General features: G+C 60.3%; 26 protein-coding genes and 1 pseudogene. 13 read left to right on the forward strand and 14 right to left on the reverse strand.

What is annotated here, in order from left to right; genetic code table 11:
* Window positions 1–354: 354 nt before the first annotated feature.
* The 5 genes from N2599_RS31890 to N2599_RS31910 all read right to left on the reverse strand — a co-directional run bounded on the left by N2599_RS31890 (window position 355) and on the right by N2599_RS31910 (window position 3,382).
* Window positions 355–711, reverse strand: a complete 357-nt coding sequence (locus tag N2599_RS31890; protein WP_156915238.1) for a hypothetical protein — start codon at window positions 709–711, stop codon at window positions 355–357.
* A 27-nt stretch (window positions 712–738) separates the two neighbouring features.
* The gene (locus N2599_RS31895) at window positions 739–1,041 is read right to left on the reverse strand and encodes a hypothetical protein (protein ID WP_027509105.1); all 303 of its coding nucleotides are present in this window, start codon (window positions 1,039–1,041) and stop codon (window positions 739–741) included.
* A 4-nt stretch (window positions 1,042–1,045) separates the two neighbouring features.
* On the reverse strand, window positions 1,046–1,264 hold the full coding sequence (locus N2599_RS31900; RefSeq protein ID WP_143534138.1) for a hypothetical protein: 219 nt from the start codon (window positions 1,262–1,264) through the stop codon (window positions 1,046–1,048).
* 379 nt (window positions 1,265–1,643) lie between these two features.
* Window positions 1,644–2,663, reverse strand: a complete 1,020-nt coding sequence (locus tag N2599_RS31905) for an S-adenosylmethionine:tRNA ribosyltransferase-isomerase (protein WP_027509103.1) — start codon at window positions 2,661–2,663, stop codon at window positions 1,644–1,646.
* Window positions 2,660–3,382, reverse strand: coding sequence for an SDR family NAD(P)-dependent oxidoreductase (locus tag N2599_RS31910; protein ID WP_027509102.1), 723 nt, complete (start codon window positions 3,380–3,382; stop codon window positions 2,660–2,662). Before N2599_RS31910 ends, N2599_RS31905 begins: the two co-directional genes overlap by 4 nt.
* 86 nt (window positions 3,383–3,468) lie before the next feature.
* On the opposite strand from N2599_RS31910, the gene soxR reads away from it, so the two are divergent.
* Entirely contained in the window at window positions 3,469–3,903 is a 435-nt protein-coding gene (gene soxR / locus N2599_RS31915; protein WP_027509101.1) for a redox-sensitive transcriptional activator SoxR, read from the forward strand.
* 146 nt (window positions 3,904–4,049) lie between these two features.
* Here the strand turns inward: soxR and N2599_RS31920 are convergent, their stop codons facing one another.
* Window positions 4,050–4,295 (reverse strand): hypothetical protein, encoded by a 246-nt coding sequence (locus N2599_RS31920; protein WP_167333885.1) that lies wholly within the window; start codon window positions 4,293–4,295, stop codon window positions 4,050–4,052.
* Between N2599_RS31920 and N2599_RS37995 the strand changes: the two genes are divergently transcribed.
* The 11 genes from N2599_RS37995 to N2599_RS31970 all read left to right on the forward strand — a co-directional run bounded on the left by N2599_RS37995 (window position 4,194) and on the right by N2599_RS31970 (window position 13,845).
* The gene (locus N2599_RS37995) at window positions 4,194–4,697 is read left to right on the forward strand and encodes a calcium-binding protein (RefSeq protein ID WP_027509100.1); all 504 of its coding nucleotides are present in this window, start codon (window positions 4,194–4,196) and stop codon (window positions 4,695–4,697) included. The genes N2599_RS31920 and N2599_RS37995 overlap by 102 nt on opposite strands.
* A gap of 68 nt (window positions 4,698–4,765) precedes the next feature.
* Window positions 4,766–5,887 (forward strand): Fic family protein, encoded by a 1,122-nt coding sequence (locus N2599_RS31925; protein ID WP_027509099.1) that lies wholly within the window; start codon window positions 4,766–4,768, stop codon window positions 5,885–5,887.
* A gap of 375 nt (window positions 5,888–6,262) precedes the next feature.
* Complete coding sequence (locus tag N2599_RS31930; RefSeq protein WP_027509098.1) at window positions 6,263–6,586, forward strand: BufA1 family periplasmic bufferin-type metallophore; 324 nt, start codon at window positions 6,263–6,265, stop codon at window positions 6,584–6,586.
* Window positions 6,587–6,618: 32 nt separating this feature from the next.
* Window positions 6,619–7,545 (forward strand): MNIO family bufferin maturase, encoded by a 927-nt coding sequence (gene bufB / locus N2599_RS31935; protein WP_037141460.1) that lies wholly within the window; start codon window positions 6,619–6,621, stop codon window positions 7,543–7,545.
* On the forward strand, window positions 7,532–8,332 hold the full coding sequence (locus tag N2599_RS31940; protein ID WP_027509096.1) for an HvfC/BufC N-terminal domain-containing protein: 801 nt from the start codon (window positions 7,532–7,534) through the stop codon (window positions 8,330–8,332). The genes bufB and N2599_RS31940 overlap by 14 nt, the downstream gene beginning before the upstream one ends.
* A 1-nt stretch (window position 8,333) precedes the next feature.
* Window positions 8,334–8,852 carry a DoxX family protein gene (locus N2599_RS31945; RefSeq protein WP_245209219.1) on the forward strand — a complete coding sequence of 173 codons (519 nt, stop codon included), beginning with the start codon at window positions 8,334–8,336 and terminating at the stop codon, window positions 8,850–8,852.
* Between the two features lie 1,066 nt (window positions 8,853–9,918).
* The gene (locus N2599_RS31950) at window positions 9,919–11,232 is read left to right on the forward strand and encodes an epoxide hydrolase family protein (protein WP_027509094.1); all 1,314 of its coding nucleotides are present in this window, start codon (window positions 9,919–9,921) and stop codon (window positions 11,230–11,232) included.
* 75 nt (window positions 11,233–11,307) lie between these two features.
* Window positions 11,308–11,940, forward strand: coding sequence for a VOC family protein (locus N2599_RS31955; protein WP_027509093.1), 633 nt, complete (start codon window positions 11,308–11,310; stop codon window positions 11,938–11,940).
* Window positions 11,941–12,027: 87 nt separating this feature from the next.
* Window positions 12,028–12,726 carry a type 1 glutamine amidotransferase domain-containing protein gene (locus tag N2599_RS31960; RefSeq protein WP_027509092.1) on the forward strand — a complete coding sequence of 233 codons (699 nt, stop codon included), beginning with the start codon at window positions 12,028–12,030 and terminating at the stop codon, window positions 12,724–12,726.
* 156 nt (window positions 12,727–12,882) lie between these two features.
* On the forward strand, window positions 12,883–13,593 hold the full coding sequence (locus N2599_RS31965; protein ID WP_027509091.1) for an SDR family NAD(P)-dependent oxidoreductase: 711 nt from the start codon (window positions 12,883–12,885) through the stop codon (window positions 13,591–13,593).
* A 12-nt stretch (window positions 13,594–13,605) separates the two neighbouring features.
* Complete coding sequence (locus tag N2599_RS31970; protein ID WP_084606419.1) at window positions 13,606–13,845, forward strand: tautomerase family protein; 240 nt, start codon at window positions 13,606–13,608, stop codon at window positions 13,843–13,845.
* Between the two features lie 192 nt (window positions 13,846–14,037).
* Here N2599_RS31970 and N2599_RS31975 read toward each other — a convergent pair.
* From N2599_RS31975 to N2599_RS31990, 5 genes and pseudogenes are all read right to left on the reverse strand, one after another.
* Window positions 14,038–14,247: pseudogene (locus N2599_RS31975) on the reverse strand (nucleotidyl transferase AbiEii/AbiGii toxin family protein); the annotation flags it as partial.
* A gap of 22 nt (window positions 14,248–14,269) precedes the next feature.
* Entirely contained in the window at window positions 14,270–14,485 is a 216-nt protein-coding gene (locus N2599_RS37715; RefSeq protein ID WP_051336503.1) for a type IV toxin-antitoxin system AbiEi family antitoxin domain-containing protein, read from the reverse strand.
* 231 nt (window positions 14,486–14,716) lie between these two features.
* Window positions 14,717–14,932 carry an AbiEi antitoxin N-terminal domain-containing protein gene (locus N2599_RS37720; protein ID WP_084606418.1) on the reverse strand — a complete coding sequence of 72 codons (216 nt, stop codon included), beginning with the start codon at window positions 14,930–14,932 and terminating at the stop codon, window positions 14,717–14,719.
* 15 nt (window positions 14,933–14,947) lie between these two features.
* Complete coding sequence (locus N2599_RS31985) at window positions 14,948–16,033, reverse strand: alkene reductase (protein WP_027509089.1); 1,086 nt, start codon at window positions 16,031–16,033, stop codon at window positions 14,948–14,950.
* A gap of 120 nt (window positions 16,034–16,153) precedes the next feature.
* Window positions 16,154–16,942 carry an SDR family NAD(P)-dependent oxidoreductase gene (locus tag N2599_RS31990; protein ID WP_027509088.1) on the reverse strand — a complete coding sequence of 263 codons (789 nt, stop codon included), beginning with the start codon at window positions 16,940–16,942 and terminating at the stop codon, window positions 16,154–16,156.
* Window positions 16,943–17,054: 112 nt separating this feature from the next.
* On the opposite strand from N2599_RS31990, the gene N2599_RS31995 reads away from it, so the two are divergent.
* A complete protein-coding gene (locus N2599_RS31995) occupies window positions 17,055–17,633 on the forward strand; it encodes a TetR/AcrR family transcriptional regulator (protein ID WP_027509087.1) in 579 nt (192 codons plus the stop codon).
* Window positions 17,634–17,672: 39 nt separating this feature from the next.
* Here N2599_RS31995 and N2599_RS38000 read toward each other — a convergent pair whose 3' ends face one another.
* The 3 genes from N2599_RS38000 to N2599_RS32010 are packed head-to-tail and all read right to left on the reverse strand — an operon-like array spanning window position 17,673 to window position 21,075.
* Window positions 17,673–17,900 (reverse strand): hypothetical protein, encoded by a 228-nt coding sequence (locus tag N2599_RS38000; protein ID WP_027509086.1) that lies wholly within the window; start codon window positions 17,898–17,900, stop codon window positions 17,673–17,675.
* A 38-nt stretch (window positions 17,901–17,938) separates the two neighbouring features.
* Entirely contained in the window at window positions 17,939–19,558 is a 1,620-nt protein-coding gene (locus N2599_RS32005; protein WP_027509085.1) for a GMC family oxidoreductase, read from the reverse strand.
* Entirely contained in the window at window positions 19,555–21,075 is a 1,521-nt protein-coding gene (locus tag N2599_RS32010; protein ID WP_027509084.1) for an FGGY-family carbohydrate kinase, read from the reverse strand. The genes N2599_RS32005 and N2599_RS32010 overlap by 4 nt, the downstream gene beginning before the upstream one ends.
* Between the last annotated feature and the right edge of the window lie 7 nt (window positions 21,076–21,082).

The following is a 21,082-nucleotide window of genomic DNA, read 5'->3' on the forward strand; positions in this document are numbered from 1 at the left end:
GCAAGCATCTACTAATGCGCTTTGGTAGACGTCGGTGGGCGCTCGACGGATTTCGGTCCATCGTAGAGAGCAATCAGAAGCGCGGCCAGATCATCGGCGGAACCATGGCCTTGCTTGAACAGATCGATCACGGAACTGCACAGCACGACGGAACATCTCGTGTCGGGTGCCAAACCAAAGTGTCGGTACCAAGCCTGAACCGCACCTGACATCAAGCGCAAGTCACTTTCTCTGAATGAAGCCCCCAGCATCTGACCGCCCCCGGTTATTTCTGCAGATGCTAATTTAGCTAGGATTGAAATATCGTCAACTTGGACTAAGGTCCGACCTTTCTGTCAGCCGAAGGCCGATCGCTTAGGTGTCGTCCACAGACGGTGTCACGTCTTCCCAAACCGGCCGCCGGATGGTCTTGATCTTCACCAGGCGCCTAACCTTCAGCTTGGTCATTTCGCTTGTCATCAATGAATCCAGCGACACTTCCAGATAGTCTTTCCGGCCGCATCTCTCGCATCGGAATTGCCGCGTAACCTTGTCGAGCGCGACGTCGCCGCAAACCTCAAGGAGATCCTGCGGGCGGTAGTGATGCCTTATCTTGCACCGGATGCAATTGATGTTGATCAGCATGTTGCTGCCGTCGTCGTACTGCGACAACGTCGGGATGTGGTATGCCGCCCCGGGATCTCCATGCTCTCGTCTATAGCTCTCAGGCATTTCGGCCTCGATCGTGTTTCCCAAGATTTAATGTCGCTCCAGCTCGGATGGACGCGGCTTTCCTTCGCGCAAAACGGTTTCCGCCAGCGGAACGCAATCCTCGAAAATGTCCTCGTCACCGTCATCCGGAGCGACATGATATTCGACGAGCTTGGCGAAAACGCCACGCGAATCATTCAGCATATGAAGCAACTCGATCGACTTTTGCCGCCCGCCGTTTTCTCTGAGCCGGTCAAAGCATTCGCGGCTGACATAATCGCTGAGTGTCATGGTGGCCTCGGCCTCCGTCGCAGTCAGCTCGAGGTCGTAGTTGATCGTATAGCCGTGCATTTGCCTATACCTCCCGTTCGTATTTCGGAGACCACCCGCGCGTGATGCCGCGGCTTAACACGCTCTCCGCCAAGGCCAGCTGGTGCCTGAGGTATTTGCAGTCGAGCAGCAGTGTCTCGATCGCCGCTTTGGCGTCATCATCGTGAAAGGCAAGGATGGCCTGCACCTCCCAGTCGAGGTCGGTGCCTTCGGGCGGAGTCTCTTCGATCGCCAATGGACGCACGTGTATCTTCCTCCCGCGCCGGCGCGCGGTACCCGAGTCTTGAGCTTCATGGAATGCCGCTTGATCGCGACGCCAATGTTCTCATTATGTTCTCATGCCGAAATGAGTCAAGGGCGAAAAAATAGATGGGCCTTCAGAGAGCGGCTACATTGCACTGCTCATGCGGTTGCGTCTTGTTTCGCTGCCATACCGTCTCATGCTGGCGGGTAGACGGGCAATCATTCAACCTACCGAAGCGCGCTTCTCGAGTTCCGGACAGGCCACCGCACGAGGCAGGCGATGCATTTCTCAATCGTCTCCAGCGCTCCGATCAGTTCGGCAGGGAATCTCTTCACCTCGACCAGTTCTGCAGGCCGGATCGGATCGATAAGAGCAGCCGTTAACAATTCAGCAGCACAGAATCGCCAAATTCATGGGCGCGGTAGCGGCACGCCGTGAGAGCTGCGGAGGCCTTCGCGAGCAGGGCATCATCGGCGAAGGCGCGCAGGAGCTCGAAGTGGCTTTCGCCGGGCTGGTGGACGCCCGTGAGAATCGCATCGACAACGCGGAGCGGTGTGCCCCGCTCGATGCGCCCTGTCGCAATGCCATTTCCGGCGCGCACGCTGCCATCGGGATTAGCGGCCGCCTCGAGCGCGCGCACGACGCTCGTGCCGATCGCGATGATGCGGCTGCCGCGCAGCTTCGCCCGCGCGACCTGCGCTGCGGTGCGCTCGGAGATGCGGTACGGCTCATCAAAGGGAAGGCGCGAGTCGAGCGCAGGATCGCCGGTAGAAGAGACGCCCGCGGCATGCGTGAGTGCTGCGAAGCCGACGGCGCGCCGACGCCAGGCTTGGAGCGTGCGCCAGTCGAGCCCGAACCCTGCCGACGGCGCCTCGAACGCGAACGGTCGGGCGGCAATCTTCGTCCAAACATCCCACAGCGCCAACGGCTCGGGAACATGCGCGTACTGGATCGGCCGGCCGTGCTGCGCCATTCCTGCAAGCACCGCTGCGCGGTTGCCTGGGAAGCACAGTTCGAGAAGTCGAGGATGGTCGAGAAGGCGCTCGACGACGGCTTCAAGCGGACCGAGCCAGAGGCGATCGCCTGTTGACAGCGCAGGCGGAGGCAGCCGGTCTTCCGTGCGCGTGCGATGATCGCCCAAGCCGAAGGCAATCGCCACGAAACGGGTGGGATCGGGAAGTGATAGCCAGCCGGCCAGGCGGATCTCGATCGCCTTCCCGCTTGGGACATGCGTGCCTTGCAAGCTGGCAGGCAAGGTCGCGGCGTCATTGGCGACGACCAGGTCTCCGGGATCGAACAGCGTTGCGAGTTTGGTGCGCGGCAGGTCGCGCATCATTCCGTCCGCCGCGACGACGAACAGCCTGGCGGAGTGCCGATCGGGGCGGGCGACGGCAATCATGCGTGTTCCCCGGCGAGAAGCCTGGCCTGGACCGACAACGCGTCGAGCATCTTTTCGATGATCTCGGCAGCTGCCAGCTCGGGGGCCTTCAAGGTCGACGGATCTGCGTCTGGAAGCGCCAGCGCGTGCAGCGGCGTGTCCATATCACCAGGGTCGAGCGCGAGGAGCCTTATGCCATCGTCTTTCACCTCCTCATCCCAAATCGCCGTTAGGTGCGCAAGAGCGGCCTTGCTCGCACCATACGCCCCCCAGCCGGGATACGCGTTCACCGCCGCGTCGCTGGAGATGTTGACCACCAGCGCGCCGCGGCCCTCGCGTGCGGACGCGGCAAGCGCACCGAACAACGCTTTCGTCAGCCGGAACGCGCCGAGGAGGTTGACGGCAAGCGCTGCTTCCAGCTTCTCGCAATCGGTATCGGCAAGAAGCGCCAGAGGGACAGGACCGAGGCTCGATGCATTGTTGATCAGGACGTCGACCCCGCCGAGGCCGGCAGTGACCTGCATCGCGATCGGGTAGATGTCGTCCTTCCTGCTTATGTCGGCGACTATGCCGAGCGCGCCCGTCTCGGCTGAGACGCGCTCGACATTCGCGGCGCTGCGGGCAACGAAGGCGACGCACGCAGCCTTCGCGGTAAGCTGCCGCACAAGCGCCAGTCCGAGGCCGGAGGTGCCGCCCGTGACCGTCACGCGAAGTCCCTGAAGATCGATACTCGTCTGCATTGCCAGTGCTCCTTCAATCCGTAGGACTAGTTGCTACAAGTTCAAGTTAACTTGAAGTCAAGTGGGAATCGTGCTTTCGTTTATGCATGGATCCGATGCTGACCATCACCGACGTATCGCGGCGCAGCGGCGTCGCCTCATCCGCCCTGCGCTTCTACGAAGAGCGCGGGCTGATTGCATCCGAGCGGGCCGGCTCGGGGCATAGGCGCTATCACCGGTCCGTGTTGCGCCGGATCGCCTTCGTCATCTTCGCGCAGCGGATCGGACTGACCCTTGAAGAGATCGGCGCCGAGCTCGCCAAGTTGCCAGCCGATCGCGTGCCGTCGCGTCGGGATTGGTCGCGGTTGTCGGGCGAGTGGGCAAAGCGCATCGACCAGCGCATAGCCGAGTTGCAGCGCCTGCGGTCCGGGCTTACCGAGTGCATCGGTTGCGGCTGCCTGTCGATCGACCGGTGTAGCTTGGCGAACCCTGCTGATGTGGCAGGACGCAAGGGGCCGGGACCAAGGTATTGGCTGGGGTGACGCGGCCTCCGGCAGAAAGGTCAACGATCCTCGGGTGGTTTCCCGCCTCCGCGACTGGGCGTATTCGATCGCGGCCGGAGGCGAAGCGAAGGGAAGGATGGCGCGAATCAGCCTGGATGGTACCGCGGCGCCGCGCCTGTGGGAGTTTAGCCCCTCTCCGCCTTCAGGAATAGGTATGCCGATAGCAGCCACAGCGCAACGAAGAACCCGGTCGAGAGCACGATGGCTTCTGGAAAGCTAGGCGCCGTGGATCCGAATTCCGCGGCCAGTGCAATGATACCGACCAGTACTTGAGCAAGCGCAGTTGCGGAGAGCGCCCGCGTCATTCCAGCGGACTGGAAGCGGCCGCTGGCTGCGCCGATGACCGCGATGGCGAGTACTCCGCCATACATCAGGTTGGCCGCAATGATGTCGTCCGCGGCGCCAACGGTAATGATACAATCATCTCCGGTCTCGGGAGCGACCAGCTCTTTGGGGATGCCGGAAATGATACGCTGACTGGTGGCCGAGACCGCGATTTTCTAACGGGAGGGACCGGGGCAGATACGTTCTCCTATGAACTTACGATAGATGCGGCGATTGGAGCAGCGACCGCTGATCAGATCCTCGATTTCAGCACTGCCGATGGCGACAAAATCAGACTCTCAGACATCGATTCCGACACATCGACGACGACCAATGACACTTTCAGTTTCATTGGTTCCGCGGTCTTCAGCGGCATTGCTGGGGAGCTTCGTGCGGAAACGATCAGCGGAGTCACGCATACCTGCGAAAAAGCTTTGACTGAATCGTGAGTGATAGAATTCATTGCCATCACTCACTGAAGCAGGCATTGTGAGTTATAGAAAGGATACTATAGCTCATGAAATGGAACTGGACACAGGAAGGCTGGCCGCGTTTCGTTTATGACCATGCGCTGCTCGAACCACTCGAAAGTCGATTTCTCCTGTCATCGGGGGAAGTAATAGGCGCTGTCCGTCATGTCAGTGATGAAGAACGCAATCTGCTGCGTATCGAGCTTTTAAGCGACGAGGCGGTGAAAACCTCAGAGATCGAGGGCGAGATGCTCGATCGAGCGAGCGTACAATCTTCATTGCGCCGGCAGTTCGGCCTCGACGCTGACAATCGGCCAGTAAGACCGCAAGAGCGCGGAATCGCGGAAATGATGGTCGACGTATATGATACCTGGTCGACTCCGCTCAATCACGAAACCCTGTTTCGTTGGCATGGCATGTTAATGATGGGAAATCGTCATATCGGAACAATCGGCGGATACCGGACACATGACGATGCCATGCAGATTGTGTCCGGCCGCCTCGATAATCCAACCATCCATTACGAAGCGCCGCCATCAAGGCAAGTGCCAGCGGAAATGGCGGCCTATATGGAGTGGTTCAACAGATCGGCGCCTAAGGGCGAGGTCCCCTTGCCCGCTCTCAAACGGGCGGGTATAGGCCACTTGTACTTCGAAAGCATTCATCCATTTGAGGATGGGAATGGAAGAATTGGCAGAGCGCTTGCGGAAAAATCGCTCGCCCAGAATATCGGGCAACCAAGCCTGATTGCGCTTGCCTATACAATCGAGCATAGCCGCAAAACCTACTACGCTCAGCTCGAACAGCATCAACGCACGCTCGATATCACCGAATGGCTGGTTTATTTTGCCGAAACCATTCTCGAGGCGCAACAGACTACTCTGAAGCGGGTGGCCTTCTATATCGCCAAGGCGCGCTTCTATGACCGGTTCCGACGCCGGTTCAACGAACGCCAGGAGAAGGCCATCGCTCGTATGTTCCGTGAAGGCTCTGGGGGTTTTAAGGGCGGGTTGAGCGCCGAGAATTACATTTCAATCACTCGGGCGTCGCGAGCGACCGCCACGCGCGATCTTCATGATTTGGTGGAGAAAGGGGCGCTCACGCGCACCGGTGAGCGCAGACACACGCGCTATGCATTGAATCTGCCAGAGACCAGGGAAATGGAATAGTCACGGACAAGAGGCGGTCGCCAGACCCTCAATTCGCAAACGTGTTCCATCAAGGTATCGTGGAGCTTGCTTCCTCCAGCGACGGCGGGCAGCGCGGTCTCGCCGGGCTGGTCTTCGCCGTTTGTTAAATTTCTGCTCCGCAAACCTCGCCGCTGTTACGGAGTGAGCGAAGTACGGGACCGTCCGTATTCCGCTCCCTCACGGCGGTTGATCACGTTCAGCTCGGAGCAAGTTGGTCCATAGTCATCGTAGTCCGGCCGTCTGCTCACGAAACCGTGTACGCGGGTAATGTAACAAATCGCCCTTTGGCTGCGAACAAGGCTCCGTGTGGCCTCGATCACGGGTCGCACAGGTCCTCAAAAATGGAGAGATGTCATGTCCACGAAATCCACGATCAGTGCGGCCATGTTGGCCGGTGCCGTAGCGGCAGCGGTGTCATCATTTGCGATCGCCGCACCGCTCTCGCAGGAGCAGGTCAAGGCCGCGATGGATGCCGGAAAGGAGAAGTGCTTCGGCGTCGCGCTCAAGGGTCAGAATGATTGTGCGGCCGGCCCCGGCACGACCTGCCAGGCCACCTCGACGGTCGATTATCAGGGCAACGCCTGGAAATTCGTCGACGGCGGCACCTGCACGACGATGGATCTGCCGGGCGGCCGCAAGGGCTCGACAGAAGCGCTGTCGCGCGACCTTCCCTCGTAAGCCCAACCAGACACCGGAAAGTGGAGGCAATGATGCCCAATTTGGCAAAGCATACGGATATTGGCGCGTCGGGAACTCTCCGCTTTCCGGCGTATCCGATCGATGGCCGCGCTGGTACCAGCTTCAAGCACCAGCATCTGCCGTCGATCCTCGCGGACGATGATCGGAATGGAGGCTTCTTCGAAGTCCATGCGGAAAACTACATGGGCGCGGGCGGCCCGCCGCATGCCGCACTCGCGCGCGTCCGCGAGGACTATCCTGTTTCGCTCCATGGCGTGTGCATGTCGATCGGCGGGCCGCAGCCGCTGGACAAGGCACATCTGGGGCGCTTCGCGGGGCTAATCGAACGATATGAGCCCGCGCTCGTCTCGGAACATTTGGCCTGGTCGACTCACGACACGACCTACTACAACGACCTGTTGCCGCTCCCCTACACCGAAGCCACGCTGCGGCGTGTCGCAGAACATATCGATGAGGTTCAAGAGGCAATCCGCCGGCCGCTTCTGTTAGAGAATCCTTCCACGTACGTGCTATTCAGGGAGTCGACGATGACCGAGACCGCGTTCATCCGGGACATCGTGAGACGCACCGGCTGCGGGCTGCTGCTCGACGTCAACAACGTCTTCGTCTCGGCAATCAACCACGGCTTTTCCGCTCTCGACTACCTTTCCGAATACCCGCTCGAACATGTCGGCGAGGTTCATCTGGCGGGACACACGGAGCAGGAGGACGACGAGGGTGATCTCCTCCTAATCGACAGTCACGACGGGCCGGTTGCCGACGCGGTCTGGAAGCTGTTCGACATCGTGATCGGGCGCTGCGGCCCTGTTCCGACGCTCATCGAATGGGACAGTGCCATTCCCGATTGGCCGGTATTGAAGGCCGAGGCAAAGGAGGCGCAGGCGATCCTCGATCGGTACGCGGCTCTGCGACTGGAGCGGATCAATGTGCGCGCTTAGGGGCTATCGTATCGAGGCTGCCAACAGCCCCGACTATCCGGAAGGCATCGTGGCTGGGCTGCTCGATCCCACTCGCGCGACACCCCTTATCGTTGCCGGCCCGAACGGCAAGGCTGCCGGCAAGCGTTTCAATGTCTATCGCAACAATGTGACCGTTAGCCTGATCGATGCGCTCGCGGCCGTCTTCCCCGCCACGTTGCGCATCACCGGAGAGACGTTCTTTCGTGCCATGGCCCGGTTCCACGTCCGCGAGACGCCGCCGACATCACCGTTGCTGTTCGAGTACGGCCGGGATTTTCCGGATTTCATCGAGCGCTACGAACATGCGCAATCCATGCCATGGCTCGCCGACGTCGCGCGCATCGAGCGGGCCTGGCTTGATGCCTATCATGCGGCAGATTCCGCTGTGTTGCAGCCGAATGTCCTTGCCTCCGTCCCGCCGGAACGGCTCGGTGACCTCATTTTCGATCCGCATCCGGCAACCCGCATCGTTCCTTCTGCCTATCCGGCCGTGACGATCTTTTCGGTCAACAGGGCGAGCGATCCGGTCGGCCGCGTCTCGGCGACTGCAGCGGAGAGCGCACTGGTAACGCGGCCGATGCTGGAGGTGGAGGTTCGCGGCCTTCCGCCAGGCGCCGATATCTTCCTCGCCCACCTCATGGCGCGCGAGCCACTTGGAAAAGCTGCGGCGACAGCGAGCACGAGCTGCCCAGAATTCGATCTCGCGACCGCTATTCGCACGATGTTCGAGGCGGGTGCGTTCACGGCGGTCCGCGATGGAGGATGAGATGCTGACTTCTATACGAAAATTTTTCCACAATCCCGTCACCCGAGGGAAGACAGGCTGGCTCGGTCGGATCGATGGCCTGATTGCCACCTTTGCGCCGACATCGCTGGCCCAACTCGCCTTGCGCTTTGGGCTCGCCGTGCCCTTCTGGCGCTCAGGCATGAGCAAGTGGGACGGCTTCCTGCAGTTGAACGATGTGGCCATCCTCCTCTTCGCATCGGAATTCAAATTGCATCTGCCGGGCGGGCCCTATGACTTCCCGGCGCCAGCCGTGATGGCCTTTGCGGTCGCGTGCGCGGAAGTTTTGTTGCCGATCCTTCTGGTCCTCGGATTGATGACGCAGCTTGCGGCGCTCGGACTGCTCGCGATGACGATCATCATTCAGCTCACGGTGCCAGACGGATGGCCCATTCATTTGACCTGGGCGGCGATGGCACTCGGTGTTATTACTTGGGGGCCGGGCAAGTGGGCGCTCGACAGGTGGATCGCCGCCCGCACCCCCCATCCCGGCGACGAGTAACCGCTAACGTCTGTTATCAGTAGCGGTCGTCTGTCAGAACTCACGATGGCAGCTTTTGCATGGGTCGGACCGCATATCTGGCTGAAAGTGTCGGCCCGCCTGCATCAAAGCGCCGCCCGCAACATGAAGCCAAGCCAAAACGCTCGCGGGAGAGAAGCAAGGCGATCAAGAAACGCTACGCTCGCCGTGCTCGCCTACGTCGTGCCGACCTTCATCACGAGCTTTGTCTGGCACCTTGTGGCGTTTCACCACGCTACGAGACTGAATATCTACCGGCCCGACCCAATCATCCCGTCCGGGGTCTGGCTCGATGCTCGTACAGGGTTTGACGTATTGCAGATTCGGAGGCAATCCCGCCCCCGCATTCCGAAATGATGCCGCTCCGGTCCGCCGTGGCCGAGGGCCACGACCTGCCCTTCAGCCACGGCAACACCGAACTCGTTGCTTACCGGCCAGGCTACGCGCTGTGATTAGTCAGTTCCCATCATTGAGATAGCCGGCGAACCCGACCGCCTTGAGCGGAACCGAACCGCAGAGCCACTCAATGCTGCTGTGCAATTCCAGTTGAGACACTATGCGACATTCGAAGCACAGACCGGGAACATTTGGGATTGATCGGCCAGCCCCCTAAGTGCAATACGACACGAGCATGTCCCACTCGCGTAGATGCTGCCAGTTACTCACTTTGGGTTAAGTGACACTAGTATAGTTCTCGGCTATAGCTGCCTCGCCATTCGACGCCCAGAAATGCACCTAAATAATCCCATTCTTTACACCGAATTCGATTAGCAAATGCGGGCGCGCAGTGCTGCACGAAAGGTATCTGATAATCGACAAAGATGGCGAAGAACGAACTTTTCGTCATGTCCCATATGCGATGTGTCGGCTACCAAAGTGATTGATGCCGTTGGCCACGCCTTTAGTCCTACTGTTGTTGCGACCCAGTGTAGGGCGGCTCGATCATAGGTCACTGTCATTTCCTATTGGAGGATGCCCTGGCAACCGCGGCTGACCTCAAGGTTTGGCAGTCAAACCGCTGAACGCAGACGCAACAAGGAGATTCAAGATGCGTAAGCGACTGAGTCCCGAAGTTATCAATCACGACCGGCGCCGGATCTTTAGCGCAGCTGCGATGGGAATTGCGGCTGCGGCTGCCGCGGGCGTTTTCCCTTATCCGACGATGGCGGCCACGGCTGACGAAATCCGCCCATTTCGCGTCGATATTCCGGACGACCAACTTGTCGATCTCCGCCGCCGCATCGCCGCCACACGGTGGCCTGACCCGGAGACGGTTAATGATCAGTCCCAAGGCATACAGCTCGCGAAGATCAAGCCGCTCATCGAGTATTGGGGGACCGACTACGACTGGCGGAAGGTGGAAGCAAAACTGAATTCCCTGCCCCAATTCGTTACCAAAATCGACGGAATTGACATCTATTTCATTCACGTCCGTTCGGAGCAGCCCGGCGCTTTGCCTGCGGTTATCACCCATGGCTGGCCCGGTTCGGTGCTTGAGCAACTCAAAATCATCGATGCGCTCACGGATCCAACCCGCCATGGCGGGCTTGCTGAGGACGCGTTCGATGTGATCATTCCGTCGATGCCGGGCTATGGCTTTTCCGGCAAGCCAACGAGCGTCGGTTTTGGCCCCGACCATATCGCGCAAATCTGGGCCAAGCTGATGAAGCGCCTCGGTTACACGCGCTACGTTGCGCAGGGCGGCGATTGGGGCTCCCCAGTCTCAAACGCGATGGCGCGCCAGGCACCTGAAGGTTTGCTCGGCATCCACATCAACCTGCCGGCGATCGTACCGCCCGAGATTGCCGCGGTGCTTGCGGTCGGCGGGCCTGCGCCAGCGGGATTGACCGAGAAGGAGCGCGCGACGTTCGATGCGCTCAGCGCTGCCGCAAAGATGGGGAACAGGTCATATGCGGTGATGATGGGAACGCGGCCGCAGACGATCGGCTACGCGCTTGCGGACTCGCCGGTCGGCCTTGCCGCGTGGATGCTCGGGCATCCCGGTTTCTCGATGTGGACGTACAATAGCGACGATCCCGAAAAGTCGCCTGACGAGGTGCTTGACGATGTCACGCTTTACTGGCTGACGAACAGCGGTACTTCATCGGCGCGGCTCTACTGGGAAACCGGTGGCCGTAGCCCTGCATTTGCGGGCGCGGAGATGACATCCGAAATTTCGCTCCCGGTCGCCATCACCGTTTTTCCGGGCGAGAGCTATCGCGCGCCGGAGACATGGGCGCGGCGCGCCTATCGCAACCTGATCTATTTCCACGAGGTCGACAAGGGTGGTCACTTCGCCGCTTGGGAACAACCGACAATTTTCGCCCAAGAATTAAGGGCGGCATTCAGGTCGTTGCGATAACCAACCTGATGGGGAGTAGGACGCCCCACTCAAGGCCTGACGTTCCATTCGATGTCAATATCTGCGGATCGAAACATGCCGCGCTCAGTGAGAAGTTCGTCCAATAACAAGGAGATAACTATGACAAATGCAGGAGCAGACATGAGACTCGAGGTGGCCGTTATCCCTGTATCGGATATCGATCGCGCCATGCGCTTTTACGATAGCCTGGGTTGGAGGCTTGATGCCGACTTCGTCAGGAAAGATGGGTCTCGCGCCGTCCAGTTCACGCCTCCCGGCTCACCCTGTTCGATCCATTTGGGTAGGGCAACAGGCCTTTTTCTCATCGTGTCCGACATCGAAGCCGCGCGTGCGGAACTCACCGAGCGCGGTGTCGAAGTCAGCGAGGTGTTCCACAGCGGGGATGGGCCTGGCCGAGTCCAGGGCGCGGATCCGGAGCGGCGCAGTTACGCCTCATTCGCCTCATTCAGCGATCCAGACACCAACAGCTGGCTGCTCCAGGAGGTGACCGCGCGGTTGCCTGGACGCGTCGACACCGACAACACGACATTCAACTCGTCTGCGGAGCTTGCATCAGCGCTCCGTCGCGCAGCGGCTGCGCACGGCGAGCACGAAAAACGCACTGGCGGTCAGCACGATGAGAATTGGCCGGATTGGTACGCCGAATACATCGTGCGGGAACAGGCGGGCGAGCAGCTGCCGGCATGACTGAAGACCCCCGTTCGCCAGCGAGCTTATTGCTGCGTTGTCTATCGTTATGGGCACCGCACCAACCATGATCAAGGAGAGTTGGCAATGAAGATCTTGATGGTACTGACGTCGCACGATGAGCTTGGCAATACCGGAAAGCCAACCGGCTTCTGGCTTGAGGAGTTCGCTGCCCCTTACTACGTATTCAAGGATGCGGGGGCCACCGTTACCTTGGCCTCGCCGAAGGGCGGCCAACCGCCGATCGATCCCAAGAGCGATGAACCTGGCAACCAGACCGACGCTATGGCGCGGTTCAAGAGCGATCCGGCGGCACAGAAGGAACTGGCGAATACTGCGAGGCTCAGCGGCATTCAAGCGGAGGACTATGACACGGTCTTCTATCCAGGCGGTCATGGACCGATGTGGGACCTTGCCGATGATCCAACGTCGATCGCTTTGATCGAAGCCTTCCACAATTCCGGCAAGCCGGTCGCTGCTGTCTGTCATGCTCCGGCGGCTCTACGCAAGGTCAGTTATCAGGGACAGCCCATTGTGAAGGGCAAGCGGGTTACGGGCTTTGCCAATTCCGAAGAAGAAGCCGTGCAACTGACCGAGGTGGTGCCGTTCCTCATCGAGGATGAGCTTAAACGACTGGGCGGCCTCTATGAGAAGGCTGCCAACTGGGCTGATTTCTCCATCGTCGACGGACGACTGATCACCGGCCAGAATCCGGCCTCGTCCGCCTCTGCTGCAAAGCTGCTGGTCAAGTTGTTACAAGCTGAACCTGCGGTCGCGGGCAACTAGCTATAGGGGACGGTCGCTCGCTCTCTTAAGATAGGCCCTCAGTAGTTATTCGCCCAAGATGAGGGGTCGATACATCAGAAGGCGGGCTGACAGGCCTGTCCCGATCCAGGCTTCCGGCAGCATTCCGCCAGCCGGTAGATGTTATGGAGGCTCAGCATGGACAGTGAACGGAAAGTGGCGATCATAACCGGCGGCTCGCAGGGCATTGGTGCGGGTCTCGTTAAGGGTTATCGGGATCACAGCTTTAGGGTTGTGGCAACATCTCGCTCAATCGAACAGAGCAGCGACTCGGACATTCTCACTATCGCAGGCGATATAAGCGATCCCGAGACAGCCGAACGTATTGTACGGGAGACAATCTCGCGCTTTGGCCGTATCGACACCCTTGTCAACAATGCAGGCATCTTTATTGCCAAGCCCTTCATCGAATACACAGCAGAGGACTTCGCCTCGAAAGTCGCAACAAATGTCGCGGGCTTCTTTTATATAACGCAGCGTGTCGTCGTTGAAATGCTTAGACATGGATCCGGCCACATCGTCAGTATCACGACGAGCCTGACCGATCAGCCGGTTGCCGGCGTTCCTACGGTGCTTGCCAACCTTACCAAGGGCGGCATCAACTCGGCCACCAAGGCACTCGCCATCGAATATGCCGCAAGGGGCATACGGGTGAATGCCGTTTCGCCCGGCAACATTAGTACCCCGCTGCATCCTGTTGAGACCCACGAATTTCTCGCGGCGATGCATCCGGTCAAACGCATGGGTGAGATTCGCGACGTCGTCGAGGCCGTTCTCTACCTGGAGTCCGCGTCCTTCGTCACCGGCGAAATCCTTCATGTCGACGGTGGCCAGAGTGCCGGCCATTAAAGGAGTTTACCCATGCCTATCGTCACCATCCAAGTTACGCGGGAAGGATCCGCTCCTAGTCGCGATTCCGTGACGCCAGAGGAGAAAGCATCCTTGATTGCCGGAGTGAGCCAACTCTTGTTCGATGTTCTTCACAAGCCTCTTGAGGCGACCTTCGTGGTCATCGAGGAGATTGAACTGGAGAACTGGGGTTGGGGCGGCCTGCCGGTGGCGGAATACCGTAAGCAGCTCGCCAAGACTGGCGATCAGTGACGGCAACGAGCAGGTGAACGCCGTGATTGTCAAATCTGCACAGAACAGTCCGATCCTGGTGACCGGAGTATAGATGCCATTGGCGGCCATCTCACCGCAATGCTTCTTGCCAAGGGGAATAAGGTGTGCGCCTTGGTTCGGCGGGAACCCGGCGCACCCGCCACATGCTCCAGCGCTAGCCGCGACGCCTCCGGGCGCGCCGCCGTTGGCGGCGCCGGTGATACGATCCAGCGTTTCATCGATCTCGGCTAGGCACTCCGCGCGGTCACGGACCGGCAAGAAGGTCAGGTCGATATCGACCGAAAGCCGGGGCATGTCGCGATAGAAGCGATTGATCGCGGTCCCGCCCTTTAGCGCAACGACCTTTTCCGCTGCGATAAAGGGTAGAAGCCGCACCTGCAGCGCGACCTAGGCGGCATAGGCTTCACGGGCCATCGGCAGCTCCTGTTGAGGTTTCGAAGGGACCATGATGCGGTAGCGGAGGAAGGATTTTGCCGCCCTTCACCAGGGTGCAGTCGCCCGTGCCGAGCTTGAAGTCGTCGGGATTAAGACGTTCACGCCAGGAATGTTTGGGGCGATCGGCGAACACGAAGAACAGGCGCCTGACCTTGATCTTCCGGCAGCTCTGCAGCAGCGCCATCAGACGGCGCGGATTGAGCGTGGCGAGCCCCTCAAACACCGTGTCGAGATTGTGGAAGCTCTCGGGCGGGCAGTTCGTCGATGGGTTCCAGAATGGCGCGCTCCGGTGACGACATGCGGATCACCCAGCCCCATTGCGTCGTAAGAGCGTTGCCGGACTTGTTCTCGGTGAGGCCCACGCTCGGGTCGCTGAACAAGGACGTGCCGCGGGTGATGAGAGGCGCGTTGAGCTTCAGGCGCGGTAGCCATGACAGGATATCGTCGCCCTAGAGCCACACAGGTGTAGGAGCGCCAGAGGCAGGTAATGGCGATAGCCCTGCTCGCCGAGGGCGGTTATGCCACCGGCATGGATCTTGTAGCTCCTAATGTCTGGAGCGAGGGGCAGGAAGGTCTGCCAGTCGAGCGGGGCCGGCTGCGGCGCCGGACGACGGAAGACGCCGCGCAGCAGCGCGGCGCCGGTTTGTCAGGCGCGGCTCGAGGCGGCGATGGAGGGATAGTCGGTATATCCTTCGGCGCCGCCGCCGTAGATGGTCGCTGGGTTCAACTCTGCCAGCGGAACAGCAGTCTTCAGCCTCTCCACGAGATCAGGATTGGCGATAAATGGCCGGCCAAAGGAAAACAGATCAGCCTCGCCCTTCGTCAATCGCGACGTTGCGCGTTCTAAGTTGTAGCCGTTGTTTGCAATGTACGTGTTCCCGAACTTGGCCCTGAGCTCTGCGTAATCGAAGGGAGCAACATCATGCGGCCCGCTTCGCGCACCTTCAACGACATGAAGATAGGCAATATCCATCTGGCCAAGTTTCTCGGCGATGTAGTTGAATTGAGCCTGCGAATCGGTCGACGTGACGGCGTTGACCGGCGAGATCCGGACTCCCGTCCGCTGTGCACCGACCTCTGCAGCAACTGCGGCAGTGACCTCAAGTATCATCCGTGCACGATGTTCGATTGAGCCACCATAGGCGTCAGTACGCGTGTTGGAGCCATCCTTGATAAACTGTTCCAGCAGATAGCCATTGGCGCCATGGACTTCGACACCATCGAAGCCCGCAGCAATTGCGTTGGCGGCGGCGCGACGAAAATCTGCAATGATGCCTTGGATCTCATCAAGTTCGAGGGCGCGAGGTTCAGACACATCGGCGAACGCATTGTTCACGAAGACCTTGGTTTCAGCCTTGATAGCGGATGGCGCGACCGGTGCCTGCGCATTCGGCTGCAGATCGACATGCGAAACACGACCGACATGCCAGAGCTGCAGAAAGATGCGTCCGCCTTTGGCGTGCACTGCGTCGGTGACTTTCCGCCACCCGGCGATCTGAGCTTGTGTATAAATCCCCGGTGTATCCTGATAGCCCTGCCCCTCCTGCGAAATCTGCGCACCTTCCGATATGATCAAGCCTGCAGTCGCGCGCTGGGAATAGTATTTCGCGGCAATATCACCCGGCACGAAGCCGGGGCCGGCTCTGTTGCGGGTCAAAGGCGCCATGACGATACGGTTCGCCAGCGTCAGGGTTCCGAGCTTATAGGGTTCAAAGAGTGCATTGTCGGTCATTGCATGTCTTTCGTCTGGAGTTGGTGAATCTCTGTCAGGTCAGGGCTTCGCGCCGGCAGCACAGACCGGCTGGCCTTTTGCAGTACGGCCTGTGCTGCCGGCGCGTTCCTACAGGAGGCGCTACTGGGCGGAGCGATAGCGCTCTGCCGCACGGACCTGTGCAAATCCTGGGATCATCGCTTGGCGCGCAGCATGATAGGCTTCCCATTGGGCGGCATCGTGCAGCGGCGGGATGGTGACGGACTCGCGCCTGTCAAAGCCTGCCAAGGCTGCATCCACAAGTTCGCCCACTTCCATCACCCCCGGAAGCGTGTTGACGTCAATGCCGACAAGCTCCCAGAGCTCCGTCCGCGTCGCCGCAGGCAAAACTGCTTGCACATAGATTCCCTTGGGACCGAGTTCGAGGCTGAGCCCTTGGGAGAGAAACGTCACGAACGCTTTGGTCGCGCCGTAGACGGACATACCGAATTCCGGGGCAAGCCCTACGACCGAGGAGACGTTGATGATCGCGCCCGAGCCCGCCTCGATGAAGCGTGGCGCCACGGCACTGGCGAGGCGAGCAACCGCCGTCGCATTGAGCGCGATAAGTTGGGAGAGATCGTTGGCAGCTTGATCCACAAATGTTCCTCCCAGGCTCGCACCGGCATTGTTGACAAGAATTCCGATCCTGCGATCGTCGCGTAGTCGCGTTTCCACGGCCGCAAGATCATCGGAATTTGTGACATCGGCCTGCAGAATGTCGACCGTCACGCCGGTTTCGTCGCGGATTCGTCCCGTGACAGCCTCCAGTTTTGCCTTATTGCGGGCGACCAGTACGAGATCGTGCCCACGCCGGGCGAAGCGTTCTGCATATGCCGCTCCAATACCCGAGGACGCGCCGGTGATGAGGACGGTGGGAGTTTCAGCCATTGCCTTGTTCTCTTTCGATGAGTGTTGTATATTTATGATGACGATACTAATTACGGCTTTAAGGTGATGGCTATCATAAAAAAGTCAATGGCAGACATGGAGAAATCTCAAAATGAAGATTAGCCGCGAACAGATGGCCAAAAACCGCCAAAGGATCCTGGAGATCGCAAGCCGATTGTTTCGGGAGAAAGGATTTGAGGCAGTCGGCGTCGCAGAGGTCATGAAGGCCGCGGGGCTCACGCATGGCAGCTTCTACGGTCATTTCAGCTCGAAGGATGACCTCATCGTCCAAGCGCTTGCTCACGCGGTTGGCCAACGCAATGGCGCGACACTTCCCCTTCGCGCATACATGGAGGAGTATCTATCGCCGCGCCATCGCGACAACAGGGCTGGTGGCTGTCCAATTTCCGGACTTGCCGCCGACACGCTGCGCCAGACACCAGAGGCCCGTGCGGCGCTGACGGACGGCGTGCGAACACAGATAGACTGGATGAGCGAGAAGGTCGAAGGGCCCGCCGAAGCCGACCGCCGCCGCCGGGCGATCGCAAGCTGGTCCGCGATGGTCGGCGCAACGATCCTGGCACGGGCGATGGTCGATCCTGACTTGTCGAAGGAGATATTGACGGAGACGCTCGCCTGGATTGATGACGGACCCGGCAGACCTACTTCCGCACTTTCAGAGCCTCAATGAGGAACCATCGAGGCTGGTCCTGCGTCTTGCTCCGCAGCGTCATGCCATCGTCGGCTTCAAGACCATCAGCAGTAACTGCTTGATGACGTCTACACGTTCGGAAACCGTGCCGCCGGAAGGCACCGGGTGTGGTCCTTCATCACGATCTGCCTTGCGCTCCTTCAGTCTTCCCAGAAAGGCTTTTGCGGCGCGGCGACCATTAGTCGTCGAGGTGAAGACCGGGTTGAATTTCGGGGCTCGCTGCGTCAGCAAGCCCTTGAACGTCAAAAGCCGGCTTCGAGAACATTTCCGATTAATGTTCGCAATTACTTCAGAATGATTTCCGATGCCTTCTCCGCGATCATGATTACCGGTGAGTTCGTATTGCCGGAGACAATCGTCGGCATGATTGAGGCGTCGACAATACGCAACCTGCCGATCCCTTGCACACGCAGCTTCGGGTCCACCACCGCCAAAATGTCATTCCCCATCTTGCACGTGCCGACCGGGTGAAAAATGGTCGTCGCGATATCGCCGGCCCGGCGGATCAGATCCTCTTCGCCGTCGTGCTCCCGCCCGGGAAGCATTTCCTGCGGCCGGAAGCGCGTAAGCGCCTTCGTTTTCATAAGGGTGCGGGCGTGGCAGATGGACCGTGCCGCCAACATCCGGTCACCGGCGGTGGAGAGATAATTCGGGCGGATTTCCGGCGGCAACGCCGCGTCGCATGTAGTCACATGCACCGTGCCGCGGCTTTCGGGCCGAAGATTGCAGACGGACACCGTGACAGCCGGATAGCGATGGAGCGGCTCGCCAAGCCGGTCGGTGCTGAGCGGCTGGACGTGGTACTCGAGATCGGCCGTCGAGACCATCGGATCGCTCTTGGCAAAGATACCGAGTTGGCTCGGCGCCATGGAGAGCGGTCCGGACCGGCTGATGGCATATTGCAGACCCATGCCGGCGCGGCTGAAGAAACTGTGATACAGCTGGTTCAGCGTGCGCGCGCCTTCGATCTTGAAGACGGTGCGTATCTGAAGATGGTCCTGAAGGTTCTCTCCGACACCCGGAAGATCGTGGTGGACGGGAATGCCGATGGCGGAGAGCACCTGCGGCCGGCCGACGCCCGATAACTCCAGGATTTTCGGCGAGTTGATCGCGCCAGCCGACAGCACGACCTCCCGGGCTGCACGAGCGACACAGGGGCGCCCGCGATGCTGGAAACGCACGCCGGTGACCGTCTTTCCGTCGAATTCAAGTCGCTCCGTTTCGGCGCCAGTGAGCAGGCGCAGATTCTTGCGTTTCATTGCCGGCCGCAGGAAGGCTTTTGTTGTGTTCCAGCGCACGCCGCCGCGCTGGTTGACCTCGAAATAACCGGAGCCCTCGTTGTCACCGTTGTTGAAGTCGTCGGTCTTCGGAATGCCGAGCTCTTCCGCCGCGTCGCGAAAGGCATCGAGGATCGGCCAGGAGAGTCGTTGGCGCTCGACGCGCCATTCGCCGCCGGCGCCGTGCATCGCGGACGTGCCACGATAGTTATCTTCTGACTTCAAGAAGTAGGGCAGGACGTCGCCCCAGCCCCAGCCCTCGTTACCGGCCTGGCGCCAGCCGTCGTAGTCGGCCGCCTGTCCGCGCATGTAGATCATGCCGTTGATCGACGAGCAGCCCCCGAGGACCTTACCGCGCGGATAGTTCAGCGCGCGGCCGTTGAGGCCGGCTTCCGCAGCCGTCTTCATCATCCAGTCGGTGCGCGGATTGCCCATGCAATAGAGATAGCCGATCGGCACATGGACCCAGTGGTAGCGGTCGCTGCCGCCTGCTTCGAGCAGCAGGACCCGGTTCCTCGGATCGGCCGACAGGCGGTTCGCCAGGACGCAGCCGGCCGAGCCCGCACCGACGACGATGAAATCGTAGCTGCCTTCGTCCACGGGCATTTCAGTGCTGTGCACAGTCATGCCACAGATCCCGCCACGTGGCCCGAAAGCCGCCGCCAGAGCGGGGTCATCGCGTCTGCAATATCCTTGTACAGCGCATAGCGCCTGTTGTAGTGCGCCGCCAGCGCATCGTTCGGCCTGTAGTGCCGGTCGACCTGCACCATGGCATCTGCCCCTTCCGTGAAATCTGCAAAGAGGCCGACGCCCGTTCCCGCCGCAATCGCCGCCCCCAGTGCACCCGTTTCCCGCGAGACAGCGACGGAAACCGGCATGCCCAGCACATCGGCGAATATCTGCGGCCAGAGGCGGCTGCGTGATCCGCCGCCCGACAGCACGGCCTCGTCAAAGCTGGCACCCGCCTTGCGGATCGCCTCGATATGCTGGCGATGCCCGAAGACCACGCCTTCCAGAAGCGCGCGGACCAGATGCCCTTTGCCGTGCCAGCCGGCAACTCCATAAAAGCCGGCCCGCGCATGGCCGTCCTGCTGGGCACCGTAGAGATAGGGATGATAGATCGGATCGTCGGATGCCGGCTCGATCGCCGCCGCCAAAGCGCAGCAGGCGTCGAAGGGCGACATGCCATCCAGATGTTCCCCCTCGAAGAACTCCCGCACCAGCCATTCCAGATTGGCGGCCGAGGTCGCGCTGTTCTCCATCGCCATGTAACGGCTGCGGTCGAAAGTCGAGGACATGAAGACCGGCCCATCGAGGACGGGGCCGTCGATGATCACCTGATTGATGCTCCACGTCCCTGCGATGATCGAGGCGCTGCCAGTGCGCGAAACGCCCGAGCCGAGCGCTGAGGCGACGACGTCGAACAGCCCACCGATGACTGGGGTGCCAGCTGCAAGTCCGGTTTCCGCAGCAACCTCTTCCGTCACGGTACCGGCGATGTCGGCGCTTTCGATGAGCGGCGGCAGCAGGTCCATGCAGTCGGCCAGCCCATAGGCAGCCATCAGTGTCTGGTCGTAGCGGCGGGCGGCGAGATCAAGCAGACCGGCGCCGGACATGTCCGACACCTCGCTGACGCGGCGGCCGGTCAGACGGTTGACGACGAAATCCTTGGAAAGGAACACTGTGCCGATGCGCTCGAAAAGCTCCGGCCTGTGACGCTTCAGCCAGGCAAGAAGCGTTGGCGTCTGTGAGGGCCACGGGCGCTGGCGGCCGATCGGATAGGTCCGGTCGCCCACGCCTTCCGCCGCCCATTCCTCAACGAGACCTATCGCCCGCGTGTCGAGCGACTGGATGCCGAGGAGCGGTTCGCCCTCCCGGTCGAGCGCATAAAGCCCGTTGCCATGGCCGGCACACCCGATAGCGGCGATATCGGTCGCCGCGATGCCCGCCTTGTCCAGGCAGGTGCGGATGACACGCTTGGCATTCGCCCAGAGCTCGCTGAGATTGCGCTCGACATGGCCGGGGTATGGCATGCGGCTGTGGCCCTCTTCCCCCATATGAGCCAGTTCCCGGCCCCTCCTGTCGAAGATTACCGCCTTGATCACGGTGTTGCCCGCGTCGATCCCTAAAAGATAGTCTCCCATTCAAAAC

This window comes from Rhizobium sullae, assembly GCF_025200715.1.
Classification (GTDB): Bacteria; Pseudomonadota; Alphaproteobacteria; order Rhizobiales; family Rhizobiaceae; genus Rhizobium; species Rhizobium sullae.